This window comes from Streptomyces griseoluteus (assembly GCF_004784465.1).
GTDB lineage: Bacteria > Actinomycetota > Actinomycetes > Streptomycetales > Streptomycetaceae > Streptomyces > Streptomyces griseoluteus.
This window is the reverse complement of the sequence record NZ_SRRU01000006.1, coordinates 105,766-118,879: the sequence shown is the minus strand read 5'-3', so window position 1 is coordinate 118,879 and position 13,114 is coordinate 105,766. Positions and strand designations below refer to the sequence as shown.

The window sequence follows — 13,114 nt, the reverse complement described above, 5'->3', positions numbered from 1 at the left end:
CCCCTCACGCTTTCTCAGCGCGGGTCCGGCCCCACCGCGACCGGGCGGGACGGGTCGTTGGACCACTCCGACCACGAGCCCACGTACAGGGCGGCCGGGATGCCCGCGATCGCCAGGGCCAGCGCCTCGTGGGCGGCGGAGACGCCGGAGCCGCAGTAGACGCCGACCGGGGCGTCGCCGGAGACGCCGAGGGCCTTGAAGCGGTCGCGGAGGTCGGCGGCGGGGAGGAAGTGGCCGTCGGGGCCGACGTTCTCCGTGGTCGGGGCCGACAACGCGCCCGGAATGTGGCCGCCGACCCGGTCGATGGGCTCCACCTCGCCCCGGTACCGCTCCCCCGCGCGGGCGTCGAGCAGCACGCCGGAGCCCGCGAGTCGGGCCGCGCCGTCCGCGTCGAGGACTCCGGCCGGCTCCGGCAGGGGCTCGAAGTCGCCCTGGGCCGGGGCCGGTACCTCCGTGGACCGCGGGCCCTCCCATGCCGTCAACCCGCCGTCGAGCACCCTCACGTTCGGGTGACCCGTCGCCCGTAGCAGCCACCAGGCGCGGGCGGCCGCCCAGCCCTGGCCGCCGTCGTACACGACGACCGGGGTGCCGGCACAGACGCCCGCGCGGCGCATCGCGGCGCCGAACACCGCGAGGTCCGGCAGGGGATGGCGGCCGCGCGGGCCGGGGGGCGCGGCCAGCTCCCGGTCCAGGTCGACGAAGACCGCGCCGGGCAGGTGGCCGGCCTCGTAGGCGGCGCGGGCGTCGAAGGCGGGGGCGTCCGGCGCGCTCAGTTGCCAGCGCACGTCCAGCAGCGTCGGCGGGGTCGGTCCGGCCAGGTCCCGGGCCAGTTCGGCGGCGGTGATGATGACTGTCATAACGCCATCCTCGCGCACGGGGTGGCCGCCACGCCCGGCTGCCACTACTCTGCTCGGCCGGACAGCCCCGGTCACACGGCGTACGGTATCGGGCACACAGTGTGCGTTCGGCGGCGCTCGCCGGTCATCGCCCGGAGGGCGGACGGCGGCCGACCGGACCTTCCGCCGGTCCGCGTGCCACCCCGTACCGGGGGCGGCCCGGGCACGCGGGCGCGGGCTACCGGCCCGGCCCGCGGGGAGCGGATGCGACGCGGCCCCCATGAGGGACCGGAGAGAGAGTGAGCGATGACCGAGGCACCGGAGTCGGCCGGCCCACGAGCGCCGCACGCGCCCGGCACGCCGTGCTGGGTGAGCCTGATGACGCGGGCGGCGGACGCCGCCGAGGAGTTCTACGGGGCCGTGTTCGGCTGGGAGTTCCGGGCCGGCCCGCCCGGCCGCCCGGTGCGGGCGTCGGTGGGCGGCCGGGAGGTGGCCGTCATCCACCAACTCCCCGCGGACGCGGGGCTTTCGGCCGCCTGGACGCCCTATCTCGCCTCGGACGACGTGGACCTCACCGCCGAGCGGGTGCGGCTGTCGGGGGGCACGGTGGCGGTCGGCCCGCTGGACGCGGGTGAGAGCGGCCGGGTCGCCATCGCCGCCGACCCCTCCGGCGCGGTCTTCGGCTTCTGCACCGCCTGGGCCCACCCCGCCCCCAAGGGCGCCCGCGGACCGGGCCTGCCCGCGTGGACCGAGCTGCGGACGGTGTCGGCGGTGCGCGTGACGACGTTCTACGCGCGGGTGTTCGGCTACGAGGCCGAACCGCCGTCGGCCCCGGACCACATCACCCTGCGCAGCGGGGGCCGTCCGGTGGTGGCCCTGCGCGGGATGGGGCACGGTCTCCCCCGCGCCCTGGGCGCGCACTGGCTGCCGCACTTCGAGGTGGCGGACACCGATGCCACGGTCCGCCAGGTGCTGGACCTCGGCGGCCGGCTGCTGGAACCGGCGCACGACGGCCCGTACGGCAGAGTCGCCACGGTGGCGGACCCGCAGGGGGCCCGGTTCGGCGTGGCGCGCAGGGTGGGGACGGTGCCCAGGCCGCGCGGGTAGATCAGGCGGAGGTCACCGGCAGGACGTCCGGGGAGAGGGCGCCGGCCTGGGTGGAGGAGGCGGTCATCCGGCGGCGGTGGTGGCGGCGGCACAGGACCTCGTAGCCGACGGCAGTGGCGGGGCGATTGACGTCGCCGACCACCACCTGCTCGCCCTCCACCACCATCTCGCCGCCGACCGTACGGGCGTTGTGCGTGGCGCGGGCGCCGCACCAGCACATCGCCTCGACCTGGAGCGTCTCTATCCGGTCCGCGAGCTCGATCAGGCGCTGGGAGCCGGGGAAGAGCTTGGTGCGGAAGTCGGTGGTGATACCGAAGGCGAAGACGTCGAGGTCCAGGTCGTCCACCACGCGGGCGAGCTGGTCGATCTGCTCGGGGCCGAGGAACTGGGCCTCGTCCACGATCACGTAGTCGACCTTGCCGCCGCGCGACATCAGGGCGACGACATGGCCGTACAGGTCCATGCCCGGCATCGCCTCGACCGCGTCCGTGACCAGGCCGAGGCGGGAGGACAGCTTGCCCTCGCCGGCGCGGTCGTCCCGCGTGAAGATCAGGCCCTGGAGTCCTCGCGCCGAGCGGTTGTGCTCGATCTGCAGAGCCAGGGTCGACTTCCCGCAGTCCATCGTTCCGGAGAAGAACACCAGCTCGGACATGAGGGGTTGAGCACCTTTCGGCGAGAGGAGGGTGGAAAGTTCAGGAACGGACTTCGAGGAGGGGGACGAGCTGCTCGGCGGGGGTCATCGAGCCGTGGTTGCCGACCATCAGCGACTCCTTGGGCTCGCGCTCGGAGGCGGTGATCAGCACGTCGTCGTAGGCGGCGGCGACCACGTCACCGATCCTCGGGTACACGCGCTCGTCGACGTGCGGCCCGAACCAGCCGGCCTGCACGGCCTCGTCGCGGGAGGCGATCCAGAAGCGGTCGCCGAGGACCTCTCGCCAGCAGGTCAGCACGTCGTTCGCCGCGCCGGGCACCGCGTACACGTGCCGGGCGCGGCCCTCGCCGCCGAGGAGGGAGACACCGGCGCGCAGCTCCCAGTCCTCGTCGAAGTCGATGCGGTGCTCCTCGTCGAAGGGGATGTCGACCATGCCGTGGTCGGCGGTGACGTAGAGCGCGCTGCGCGGGGGGAGCTGCTCGGCCAGGCGCTGGGCGAGCCGGTCGACGTACATGAGCTGGCCGCGCCAGGTGTCGGAGCCGATGCCGTAGCGGTGGCCGGCGCCGTCGAGTTCGGCGTAGTACGTGTAGACCAGGGAGCGGTCACCGGCGGCGAGCTGCTGGGCCGCGAGGTCCATGCGCTCCTCGCCGGCGAGGCTGCCGACGAAGGTGCCGCCGCTGAGCGCGACCTTGGTGAGCGGGGTGTTCTGGAAGTGCGGCGAGGACACCTGGGCGGCGTGCACCCCGGCGCGGTCGGCCAGCTCGAACACGGTCGGGTACGGCTGCCAGGCGTGCGGCGGGGTCCAGGGCTGCCAACGGAGCTGGTTCATCAGCCCGCCGGTGTCCGGGTCGCGCACGGTGTAGCCGGGCAGGCCGTGCGCGCCGGGCGGCAGACCGGTGCCGACGGAGCCCAGCGAGGTCGCGGTGGTCGCCGGGTAACCGGCGGTGAGGGGGCGGCCGGTGCCGCCGCGCGAACTGCCGAGCAGGGAGTTAAGGAACGGCGCCTCGTCGGGGTGGGCGCGCAGCTGCTCCCAGCCGAGGCCGTCGACGAGGAAGACGCAGACCCGGTCGGCGGGGGTCAGCTCGGTGATGGCGGGGGTCATGCCGGGGACGCCCAGGCCGGCGGCGAGGGTGGGCAGCAGGTCGGCGAGGGAGCCGTGGCCGTACTCGGGCAGCGGGGCGGAGGACAGGGCGAGGGGTTCCAGGGCGTCCCAGGGAGAGGGCTGGGACATCAGCGGGTGACGTCCGCGGTCGCCTCGGAGATGGACTGCGCGAAGGCGAGCGCCTGGCGCACGGTCTCCGGGCCGTCCCCGGCCTCGCTCACCCGCAGGCTGAGGTCGTCGGCGGTGGAGCTGCCGGTGTAGCCGTGGTCGGCCTCGCAGTTCGGGTCGCCGCACGCGGCGGGCTCCAGGTCGAGGCGGCTGACCGCGCCCCAGCCGATGGTGAGGACGACCTCGCGGGGCAGGGTGCCCGGCGTGTACTGCTCGGGGTTGGCGACGACCCGGCTGACCACGACGGAGGAGATCCGGCCGATCTTCACGGACTCGGTGGACGTGGTGGCGTACGGGGTCGGGGAAGTGCCGTCGGCGGCCTGCTCGTCGGTGTGGCTGACGATGAAGCGGTTGGCGGTCAGGACGAGGACGGTGACATGCCGGCGGACCTCGTTCTGGTCGAACGTGGTCTCCTGGTGGACCAGGTACGACCGAACTGCCTCGCCGCCGACAGCGGCCTCCACCGCCTCGGCCACGAGGGCCGGGTAGTAGCCGCTGCGCTCGATCGCCGTGCGAAGCCCCTGGGTCGTCGTACTGGTCTTGGCCATGGCGTCCATCCTAATCCGTGACCAGGTGCACTCCGGGCCAGTCGGGACGACCCGGCACCTCCCGCCGGACCAGTCCCGGCCGTATCTCGACGCCCTCGGCGGCGATGAGGCAGGAGACCGGTTCGCCGCCGCCGCCGTCGGCCTCGAAGGCCACGATCAGCGGCGGCTCCTCGCCGAGCGACCGCGCCAGCCGGGCCCGCTCCTCGGCCGTGGGCGGCCGGAAGACGGGGTCCTGGAAGGCGAACGGGCAGGAGACCAGGGCCGGGGAGAGGAAGTGCACCTCCAGGCCGTGATGGTGGGTGAGGTCGTACCCGGCGGCGAGCCGGAACCGCCCGGCGTCCCAGCCGAGCACCTCCCAGTCCCACCAGCTCCCGTCGGGCAGCGCCCGGCCGGCGATCCGCATCGGGCTCCCCCTCAGTACGTCGGCAGGGTGCGGGGACCCAGGTCGGTGCGGGCCGGTGGGGGGGCCAGGCGGATGGTGGCGTCCAGGACAGTGATGCCGTCCTGGGCCACGACCACGGGTTCCAGGGTGATGGCCACTACCTCCGGGTGGTCGTCCACCAGGCGGGAGACCCTGAGGAGGAGTTCCTCCAGGGCGGGGGTGTCGACGGGGGTTGAGCCGCGCCAGCCGAAGAGGAGGGGGGCGGTGCGGATGGAGCGGATCAGGGAGGTGGCGTCCCGGTCGGTGACGGGGACGAGCCGGTGGGCCATGTCGTCCAGGAGCTGGGACGCGGCCCCGGCCAGCCCGAAGGACAGCACGGCACCGGCCGCCGGGTCGATGACCGCCCGTACGACGGTGTCCACACCTCGGGGTGCCATGGCCTGCACCACCGGCCGCAGTTGCTCCGGCGGCCCGAACAGCTCGGTCAACTCGCCGTACGCGCGCCGCAGTTGCTCCTCGTCCGCAAGGTCGAGCCGGACCCCGCCAAGGTCGGCGCGGTGCCGCAGGTGGGGCGCGGTGGCCTTGAGGACGACCGGGTAGCCGAGACAGCGGGCGGCGGACGCGGCGGCGTCCGGGGTGGGCGCGGGCAGCGCGGGCCGGACGTGGATGCCGTAGGTGGCGAGCAGCTCGCGGGTGTCCTCCGGGCCGACGGCGAAGCCCTCGCCGCGTTCCAGCAGCCCGGCGATGATCTCGGCGGCCTTGCGCTCGTCGATGTCCTCGTACTCCGGCACCTTGCCGGGATCGGCGGCCTCCCGGCGCCACTGTCCGTACCGGACGGCCTCGGCCAGCGCGCGCACCGCCCGTTCGGCGGCGGGGTAGGCCGGGATCAGCCGGGGGCCGTCCTCCCCGGCGGCGCCGTCCGGCAGCGGTACGGGCGGCAGCACGGGCGCGCCCGTCTTCGGGGCGGTGCTGGCGGCGGCGGACAGCGCCTCGGCCAGCCCGCCCAGCTCGACGTGCACGACCAGCACCGGCTTGCCCGGCACCGCGGCGGCCGCCGAGCGCAGCGCCTCCGCCAGCTCGGCGTCGTCCGGCGAGCCCTCCCCGATGGCGGGGATGGCGGTGACCACGACGGCGTCGCAGGTGTCGTGCGCGAGGGCGTGGGCCAGCGTCCGGTGGAAGTCGGCGGCGGTGGCGCCGGTGGTCAGGTCCAGGGGGCGGGACGGCCGCAGCCCCTCCGCGAGACAGCGGTCGTAGGTGAGGACGCCGAGGGACTCGGAGTTGCCGAGAATGGTGACGCGCGGCCCGGCGGGCAGCGGCTGGCGGGCCAGCAGCAGTCCGGCGTCGACCAGTTCGGTGATGGTGTCGACCCGGATGACCCCGGCCTGCCGCAGCAGCGCGGACACGGTGGCGTGCGGGAGCCGGGTGGCCCGTACGGCGTGCCCCGGCGGGGCGGAGCCCGCGCCCTGCACCACGACGAGCGGCTTGGCTGCGGCGGTGCGCCGGGCGAGCCGGGTGAACTTGCGGGGGTTGCCGATGGACTCCAGGTACATGAGGACGACATCGGTGTCGGGGTCGTCGAACCAGTACTGGAGGAGGTCGTTGCCGGAGACGTCGGCGCGGTTGCCCGAGGAGACGAAGGTGGAGACGCCCGTGACCCCGGTGACCCCTCCCCCGCGGCGGTGCAGCCGGGAGAGGAGGGCTATGCCGATGGCGCCGGACTGGGCGAACATCCCGATCCGGCCCGGCCGGGGCATCTCGGGGGCGAGGGAGGCGTTGAGCCGTACCTCCTCGACGGTGTTGATGACGCCGAAGGCGTTGGGGCCGATGATCCGCATGCCGTAGGCCCGCGCCTGCCGGACCAGCGCCCGCTGCCGCTCCCGCCCCTCGGGTCCGCTCTCGGCGTACCCGGCGGACAGCACGACGAGCCCCTGCACCCCGTGTTCACCGCACTCGGTGACCACCGCGGGCACCACGTCGGCCGGTACGGCGACCACGGCCACGTCCACCGGGCCCTCGATCTCCCGGACCGAGCGGTACGCGGGCACCCCGTCGACCTCGTGACAGCCGTCCGGGAAGGCGTTGTTGACGGCGTACAGCGGGCCCGCGTACCCCGCGTCCCGGATGTTGCCGAGCACGCTGCGCCCGACTCCGCCGGACGCGCGGCCGACTCCGATGACGGCCACGGAGCCGGGCGCGAGCAGCCTGCGCACCGAGTGGGCCTCGGCGCGCTGCTCCCGCGCGAGCTGCACGGCCATCGAGCGGTCGGTGGGTTCGAGCCCGAACTCCAGCCGGACCACGCCGTCCTCGAAGCTGCGCTTCTGGGTGTATCCGGCGTCGGTGAACACCTTGATCATCTTGGTGTTGGCCGGCAGCACCTCGGCGGCGAAGCGCCGGATGCCGCGCTCGCGCGCGACGGCCGCGATGTGCTCCAGCAGCGCGGAGGCGACACCCCGGCCCTGATGGGCGTCCTGCACCAGGAAGGCGACCTCGGCCTCGTCGGCCGGGGCGGAGGCGGCCATGCCGTCGGCGCCGATCCGGTCGTAGCGTACGGTGGCGATGAACTCGCCGCCGACGGTGGCGGCGAGCCCCACCCGGTCCACGAAGTCGTGGTGCGTGAAGCGGTGCACGTCCTTGGCGGAGAGCCGCGGGTACGGCGCGAAGAAGCGGTAGTACTTCGACTCGTCGGACACCTGCTCGTAGAAGCTGACGAGACGGTCGGCGTCGTCCGCGGTGATGGGCCGGATGCGCGCGGTACCGCCGTCGCGCAGCACCACGTCCGCCTCCCAGTGGGCGGGGTACTCGTGCCGGTCCTGCCGGTCCGCCGGGGTCTGCATGGGCCCCAGCGTACGGCTCGCGCGGGCGTACGGCGCGAGGCAGTGTGTGGGACACGGAAGTCGGGCCGAGGCCGCGGTCCGACGGCCGGTACGGAGAGGTTCCGGAGCGGTGAAGTGCCGCTCCGCGCACGGTTCCCCGTATGGGAAACTGGTCTAGACAACCTGAGAGACTGAAGGGCAGCATCACATGGCTGAGCGCCGCGTCAACGTCGGCTGGGCCGAGGGCCTCCACGCCCGCCCCGCTTCCATCTTCGTCCGAGCCGCCACGGCCACAGGCGTCCCGGTCACGATCGCCAAGTCCGGCGGCACCCCGGTCAACGCGGGCTCGATGCTGGCCGTCCTGGGCCTGGGCGCCCAGGGTGGCGAGGAGATCGTCCTCGCCTCCGACGCCGACGGCGCGGACGCCGCGCTGGACCGGCTGGCCAAGCTGGTTGCCGAGGGCCTGGACGAACTGCCCGAGACGGTCTGACCCCATTCCCGGCGGAAGCCGCGTCGCCCCTTCGGGGGTGGCGCGGCTTCTGTGTTTCCGTACGCCGAATTCAGGTGCGCCCAATAGCGCGCCGTCAGCAATTGACGGCACGCCGGAAATGGGCAGCACAAATGCCCGGCACGCGAATATCCCTCTTTGTATACAGCGCCCGTGTTAATTCCGGAGTCCCGCTGTGTTTACAGGATGTTGCGTGTGCCGGGCGCGGTCGCCGGCGGGGGTGCGCAGCCGGTGGGCGAGGGCCGCGCGCTCGGTGTGCAGCGCCGTGACCGCCCGCGCGCGGTCGCTGTCGCCGCGCGCCACCGCGTCCACGATCGCGCCGTGCTCGGCCCAGGTCTCCGGCGGGCTGACCGGACCATCCACGCTGTACATCCATGCGATCTTGTGCCGGAGCTGAGTGAGCGCCGAGGTCAGCGCGTGGCTGCCGCATGCCTGGGCGAGCGTCTCGTGGAACCAGCCGTCCAGCGCGCGCAGGTCGTCGCTGTTGCCGAGCCTGGCCCGCTCCTGACCCAGTCTGACCAGGCCACGGAGCACCTTCAGATGGGCCTCGGTGCGCCGCTGGGCGGCCCGCGCGGCGCCGAGCGGCTCCAGCAGCAGGCGCATCTCCAGCAGGTCGGCGGCCTCCTGCTCGGTGGGCTCGGCCACGCAGGCGCCCGCGTGGCGCCGGGTCACCACGAAGCCCTCCGCCTCCAGCGTGCGCAGCGCCTCGCGGACGGGGACGCGGGAGACGCCGTAGCGGCGGGCGAGGACCTCCTCGGTGAGCCGGCCGCCGCGCTCGTGGATTCCGGCGACGATGTCGTCCCGGATCGCCGTGCACACCGAGTGCGCCGGAATACGCATGACCCACCTCCGCCTTAATGCCCGTGAAACGCCGACGACAGCGCTTGTCCCGTGACTCTATGGCAATGCGCGAGGATTTCCGATGGCCTACCGGAATCCATGGCTATTTTTTGGACAGCGCCCGGAGGAAAGCGCGCAGCGAAAAGCCCCGGCCGGGTGGGCCGGGGCTTTCACGGAAGCGGAGGGTCAGACGTTCACGCCGTGCTTGCGGAGGTAGGCGACGGGGTCGACGTCGGACCCGTAGTCGGGGCCGGTACGGGCCTCGAAGTGCAGATGCGGCCCGGTGACGTTGCCGGTGGCGCCGGACAGGGCGATCTGCTGGCCCGGTACGACGCGCTGGCCCACGCTGACGTCGATGGACGACAGGTGGCCGTACTGGGTGTACATCCCGTCGGCCATCCTGATCACGATCTCGTTGCCGTACGCGCCGCCCCAGCCGGTGGAGACCACGGTGCCGGCGCCGGCCGCGTGGACCGCGGTGCCGCTGGCGGCGTGGAAGTCGATACCGGTGTGCGAACCGGAGGACCACAGGGAGCTGGAGGACTGGTAGGCGGTGGAGACGTAGGAGCCGGTGATCGGCATGACGAAGGAGTTGAGGCGCTCGCGCTCGGCCTTGCGGGCGGCGCGCTCCTTGGCCTCGCGGGCCCGCTCGGCGGCGGCGCGCTCGGCGGCCTCCTCGGCGGCCTTGCGCTCGGCGGTCGCCTTCTGGGCGGTGGCCTGCGCGGCGATCTCGTCGGCGAGGGTGTCGCTGACGGCGATGACGGGGGTGAGGCCGGTGTTCTCGACGGAGTTGTCCGCGGCGAGCGCCGGGGAGGCCGCGAGGGTGCCGACGACACCGGTGGTGAGAGCCGCCACACCGGCCGCCGTTGCGGTGGTGCGCTTGACCCGGCCGGGCTTGCGGTGCTTCCCGGTGGCGCACATGAACGCCATGAGCAGGCTGTTCCTTTCCTTCCCTCTCGCCTACCGGGTTAGCTGACGGGTTCGGAGCAGGAAGGTCTCCTACGGCCGCCCTCGCTCGCGCGCGGGCGCCCGATTCACCCCAGGGACTGCGTGGGTCCCCGGCTCCCCCTGCGGGGGACTCGGCGATGGCTGTCCGGTGCCGCGGGTGCGGCGCACTGCCTGACGAACAGCCCGGAAGAAGCTAAAGGGGACGGGAGCGGATCTTCAAACGCGTCCGGGCTTTTGTAGTGCATCCCACACGCCAGAGGGGTAACCTCCGCCCCAATCCGGACATTTGGTGACCGTTGTTCGAAGGCGCTCCCGAACACAGGTGTGGGCCCTGACGACTTGTGCGCCGTCAGGACCCACTCGGGTGCGGCTACTCTGCCGAGACCACCTTGACCTCGCCGATGCCGAGCGCCTCGACGGGCTCCTTGATCTGGGCGGCGTCGCCGACCAGGACCGTGACCAGCCGGTCGGCCGGGAAGGCGTTCACCACGGCGGCCGTGGCCTCCACGGTGCCGGTGGCCGCGAGCGTGCGGTACAGCTCCGCCTGGAAGTCGTCGGGGAGGTGCTGCTCGACCTGGTCCGCGAGGGTGCCGGCGACGGCGGCGGCCGTCTCGTACTTCAGCGGGGCCACGCCGACGAGGTTCTGCACGGCCACGTCCCGCTCGGCGTCGGTCAGGCCCTCGGCGGCCAGCGTGTGCAGCACCGTCCACAGGTCCGCGAGCGCCGGGCCGGTGTTCGGGGTGTCCACGGAGCCGCTGATGGCGAGCAGCGAGGCGCCGGTGCCGTCCGGGGCGGAGCGCAGTACCTGGCCGAAGGCGCGCACCCCGTAGGTGTAGCCCTTCTCCTCGCGCAGGACCCGGTCCAGGCGGGAGGTCAGGGTGCCGCCGAGGCAGTAGGTGCCGAGCACCTGGGCGGGCCACACGCGGTCGTGCCGGTCGGAGCCGATGCGGCCGATGAGGAGCTGCGTCTGCACGGCGCCGGGCCGGTCCACGATGACCACGCGGCCGGTGTCGTCGCCGGTCACCGGCGGCACCGGCCGGGCCTGGCCGGGCGTGCCGGACCAGGCGCCCAGGGTGTCGCCGAGCAGCGCGTCGAGGTCGATGCCGTCGAGGTCGCCGACGACCACCGCGGTGGCGGTGGCAGGGCGGACGTGGCGGTCGTAGAAGGCGCGGACGGCGTCCGCGTCGATCTTCTCGACGGTCTCCTCGGTGCCCTGGCGCGGCCGGGACATGCGCACGGCGGCCGGGAACAGCTCCTTGGACAGTTCCTTCGCCGCGCGGCGGGCCGGGCTGGCCAGCTCGTGCGGGATCTCGTCCAGGCGGTTGCGGACCAGGCGCTCGACCTCGCTCTCCGCGAAGGCGGGAGCACGCAGGGCGTCCGCGAGCAGGGTGAGGCCCTTCTCCAGGCGGGAGGCGGGCACCTCCAGGCTGAGCCGGACGCCGGGGTGGTCGGCATGCGCGTCCAGCGTGGCGCCGGCCCGCTCCAGCTCGGCGGCGAACTCCTCGGCGGAGTCCTTGTCGGTGCCCTCGGAGAAGGCGCGGGCCATGATCGTGGCGACACCGTCGAGGCCGGCCGGCTCGGCGTCCAGGGGGGCGTCGAGGAGCACCTCCACGGCGACGACCTGCTGGCCGGGGCGGTGGCAGCGCAGCACGGTCAGGCCGTTGTCCAGCGTGGAGCGCTCGGGGGCCGGGAACGCCCACGGCTTGGCCTCGCCGGCCTGCGGCTGGGGGTGGAACTCCATGGGGGCGAGCTCGGTCACTTGGCCGTCTCCTCGTCGTCGTTGCGGGCCTCTACGGTGGCCTCGCGCTCCGGGTCGTCGGGCAGGTCGATGTCCTCGACCGCCTCCGGGGACTTCGGCTCGTAGACGAGCACGGCGCGGTTGTCCGGGCGCAGGCGGGCCTTGGCGACCTCGCGGACCTCCTCCGGGGTCACCTCGAGGACACGCTGCACGGCCGTCAGGGCAAGCTGAGGGTCGCCGAACAGGACGGTGTACCGGCACAGTTCGTCGGCGCGGCCCGCGACGGTGCCGAGCCGGTCCAGCCACTCGCGCTCCAACTGGGCCTGGGCGCGCTCCATCTCCTCCGGGGTCGGGCCCTCCTCGGCGAAGCGGGCCAGCTCCTCGTCGATCGCGGCCTCGATGACCGGGACCTCGACGTCGCCGGAGGTCTTCACGTCCAGCCAGCCCAGCGAGGGCGCGCCGGCCAGCCGGAGCAGCCCGAACCCGGCGGCCACGGCCGTACGGTCGCGGCGCACCAGCCGGTTGTAGAGGCGCGAGGACTCGCCGCCACCGAGGACGGTGAGGGCGAGGTCGGCCGCGTCGGACGCGCGCGTGCCGTCCTCCGGGAGCCGGTAGGCGGCCATCAGGGCGCGCGCCGGGACCTCCTCGACGACGACCTCGCGCAGCTCGTCCCCGATGACCTCGGGCAGCGAGCCGTCACGCGGGGCGGGCTTGCCGTCGTGGCCGGGGATGGAGCCGAAGTACTTCTCGATCCAGGCCAGCGTCTGCTCGGGGTCGATGTCGCCGACCACGGAGATCACCGCGTTGTTGGGCGCGTAATAGGTGCGGAAGAACGCGCGGGCGTCCTCCAGCGTGGCCGCGTCCAGGTCGGCCATGGAGCCGATCGGCGTGTGGTGGTAGGGGTGGCCCTCGGGGTAGACCATGGCGGTCAGCTTCTCGAAGGCGGTGCCGTAGGGGACGTTGTCGTACCGCTGACGGCGCTCGTTCTTGACGACGTCGCGCTGGTTCTCCATCGACTCGTCGTCCAGCGCGGCCAGCAAGGAGCCCATCCGGTCGGCCTCCAGCCACAGGGCGAGTTCGAGCTGGTGGGCGGGCATCGTCTCGAAGTAGTTGGTGCGTTCGAAGCTCGTCGTGCCGTTGAGCGAGCCGCCGGCGCCCTGGACCAGCTCGAAGTGGCCGTTGCCCTTGACCTGGCCGGAACCCTGGAACATCAGGTGCTCGAAGAGGTGCGCCAGGCCCGTGCGGCCCGCGACCTCGTGGCGGGAGCCGACGTCGTACCAGAGGCAGACCGCCGCGACCGGGGTCAGGTGGTCCTCGGAGAGCACCACGCGCAGACCGTTGGCCAGGCGGTGCTCGGTCGCTGTCAGGCCCCCGGAGCCTGCCTGGGCTGTGGTCGTGTGACCCATGGGCATGTACGTCCCTTCGCAAGCGGTCGCGGTCGAGTAAAACCGCGGTTTTCCTGCCGTTCCTGC

12 protein-coding genes and 1 riboswitch are annotated in these 13,114 nt (G+C 73.6%); of the genes, 2 read left to right on the top strand and 10 right to left on the bottom strand.

The window, feature by feature from the left end; genetic code table 11:
- Window positions 1–14: 14 nt before the first annotated feature.
- Window positions 15–857, bottom strand: coding sequence for a sulfurtransferase (locus tag E5082_RS17705; RefSeq protein ID WP_135792220.1), 843 nt, complete (start codon window positions 855–857; stop codon window positions 15–17).
- Between the two features lie 285 nt (window positions 858–1,142).
- Between E5082_RS17705 and E5082_RS17695 the strand changes: the two genes are divergently transcribed.
- Complete coding sequence (locus E5082_RS17695; RefSeq protein WP_135792218.1) at window positions 1,143–1,943, top strand: VOC family protein; 801 nt, start codon at window positions 1,143–1,145, stop codon at window positions 1,941–1,943.
- Window position 1,944: 1 nt separating this feature from the next.
- Here E5082_RS17695 and E5082_RS17690 read toward each other — a convergent pair whose 3' ends face one another.
- The 5 genes from E5082_RS17690 to E5082_RS17670 are packed head-to-tail and all read right to left on the bottom strand — an operon-like array spanning window position 1,945 to window position 7,629.
- On the bottom strand, window positions 1,945–2,595 hold the full coding sequence (locus E5082_RS17690) for a thymidine kinase (protein WP_086693211.1): 651 nt from the start codon (window positions 2,593–2,595) through the stop codon (window positions 1,945–1,947).
- Window positions 2,596–2,635: 40 nt separating this feature from the next.
- Window positions 2,636–3,826, bottom strand: coding sequence for an alkaline phosphatase family protein (locus tag E5082_RS17685; RefSeq protein WP_135792217.1), 1,191 nt, complete (start codon window positions 3,824–3,826; stop codon window positions 2,636–2,638).
- A complete protein-coding gene (locus tag E5082_RS17680; protein WP_086693215.1) occupies window positions 3,826–4,422 on the bottom strand; it encodes a DUF5998 family protein in 597 nt (198 codons plus the stop codon). The genes E5082_RS17685 and E5082_RS17680 overlap by 1 nt, the downstream gene beginning before the upstream one ends.
- 1 nt (window position 4,423) lies before the next feature.
- Window positions 4,424–4,816, bottom strand: a complete 393-nt coding sequence (locus E5082_RS17675) for a hypothetical protein (RefSeq protein WP_135792216.1) — start codon at window positions 4,814–4,816, stop codon at window positions 4,424–4,426.
- An 11-nt stretch (window positions 4,817–4,827) separates the two neighbouring features.
- Window positions 4,828–7,629 carry a bifunctional acetate--CoA ligase family protein/GNAT family N-acetyltransferase gene (locus tag E5082_RS17670; RefSeq protein ID WP_190045294.1) on the bottom strand — a complete coding sequence of 934 codons (2,802 nt, stop codon included), beginning with the start codon at window positions 7,627–7,629 and terminating at the stop codon, window positions 4,828–4,830.
- A gap of 187 nt (window positions 7,630–7,816) precedes the next feature.
- On the opposite strand from E5082_RS17670, the gene E5082_RS17660 reads away from it, so the two are divergent.
- The gene (locus E5082_RS17660) at window positions 7,817–8,098 is read left to right on the top strand and encodes an HPr family phosphocarrier protein (RefSeq protein ID WP_030803123.1); all 282 of its coding nucleotides are present in this window, start codon (window positions 7,817–7,819) and stop codon (window positions 8,096–8,098) included.
- A 174-nt stretch (window positions 8,099–8,272) separates the two neighbouring features.
- Here the strand turns inward: E5082_RS17660 and E5082_RS17655 are convergent, their stop codons facing one another.
- The 4 genes from E5082_RS17655 to E5082_RS17640 form a co-directional block, all read right to left on the bottom strand.
- Window positions 8,273–8,956: a GntR family transcriptional regulator gene (locus E5082_RS17655; RefSeq protein WP_135792215.1), complete on the bottom strand. Its 684-nt coding sequence runs from the start codon at window positions 8,954–8,956 to the stop codon at window positions 8,273–8,275.
- A 186-nt stretch (window positions 8,957–9,142) separates the two neighbouring features.
- The gene (locus tag E5082_RS17650) at window positions 9,143–9,886 is read right to left on the bottom strand and encodes a M23 family metallopeptidase (protein WP_135792214.1); all 744 of its coding nucleotides are present in this window, start codon (window positions 9,884–9,886) and stop codon (window positions 9,143–9,145) included.
- Window positions 9,887–9,898: 12 nt separating this feature from the next.
- Window positions 9,899–10,051, bottom strand: a riboswitch (cyclic di-AMP (ydaO/yuaA leader).
- A gap of 223 nt (window positions 10,052–10,274) precedes the next feature.
- A complete protein-coding gene (locus E5082_RS17645; RefSeq protein ID WP_135792213.1) occupies window positions 10,275–11,663 on the bottom strand; it encodes a M16 family metallopeptidase in 1,389 nt (462 codons plus the stop codon).
- Window positions 11,660–13,054 carry a M16 family metallopeptidase gene (locus tag E5082_RS17640; protein ID WP_135792212.1) on the bottom strand — a complete coding sequence of 465 codons (1,395 nt, stop codon included), beginning with the start codon at window positions 13,052–13,054 and terminating at the stop codon, window positions 11,660–11,662. The genes E5082_RS17645 and E5082_RS17640 overlap by 4 nt, the downstream gene beginning before the upstream one ends.
- Between the last annotated feature and the right edge of the window lie 60 nt (window positions 13,055–13,114).

Coding starts and splice junctions, on each gene's coding strand:
- E5082_RS17705 (WP_135792220.1), bottom strand. CDS start 857: ATGACAGTCATCATCACCGCCGCCGAACTGGCCCGGGACCTGGCCGGA.
- E5082_RS17695 (WP_135792218.1), top strand. CDS start 1,143: ATGACCGAGGCACCGGAGTCGGCCGGCCCACGAGCGCCGCACGCGCCC.
- E5082_RS17690 (WP_086693211.1), bottom strand. CDS start 2,595: ATGTCCGAGCTGGTGTTCTTCTCCGGAACGATGGACTGCGGGAAGTCG.
- E5082_RS17685 (WP_135792217.1), bottom strand. CDS start 3,826: ATGTCCCAGCCCTCTCCCTGGGACGCCCTGGAACCCCTCGCCCTGTCC.
- E5082_RS17680 (WP_086693215.1), bottom strand. CDS start 4,422: ATGGACGCCATGGCCAAGACCAGTACGACGACCCAGGGGCTTCGCACG.
- E5082_RS17675 (WP_135792216.1), bottom strand. CDS start 4,816: ATGCGGATCGCCGGCCGGGCGCTGCCCGACGGGAGCTGGTGGGACTGG.
- E5082_RS17670 (WP_190045294.1), bottom strand. CDS start 7,629: ATGCAGACCCCGGCGGACCGGCAGGACCGGCACGAGTACCCCGCCCAC.
- E5082_RS17660 (WP_030803123.1), top strand. CDS start 7,817: ATGGCTGAGCGCCGCGTCAACGTCGGCTGGGCCGAGGGCCTCCACGCC.
- E5082_RS17655 (WP_135792215.1), bottom strand. CDS start 8,956: ATGCGTATTCCGGCGCACTCGGTGTGCACGGCGATCCGGGACGACATC.
- E5082_RS17650 (WP_135792214.1), bottom strand. CDS start 9,886: ATGGCGTTCATGTGCGCCACCGGGAAGCACCGCAAGCCCGGCCGGGTC.
- E5082_RS17640 (WP_135792212.1), bottom strand. CDS start 13,054: ATGCCCATGGGTCACACGACCACAGCCCAGGCAGGCTCCGGGGGCCTG.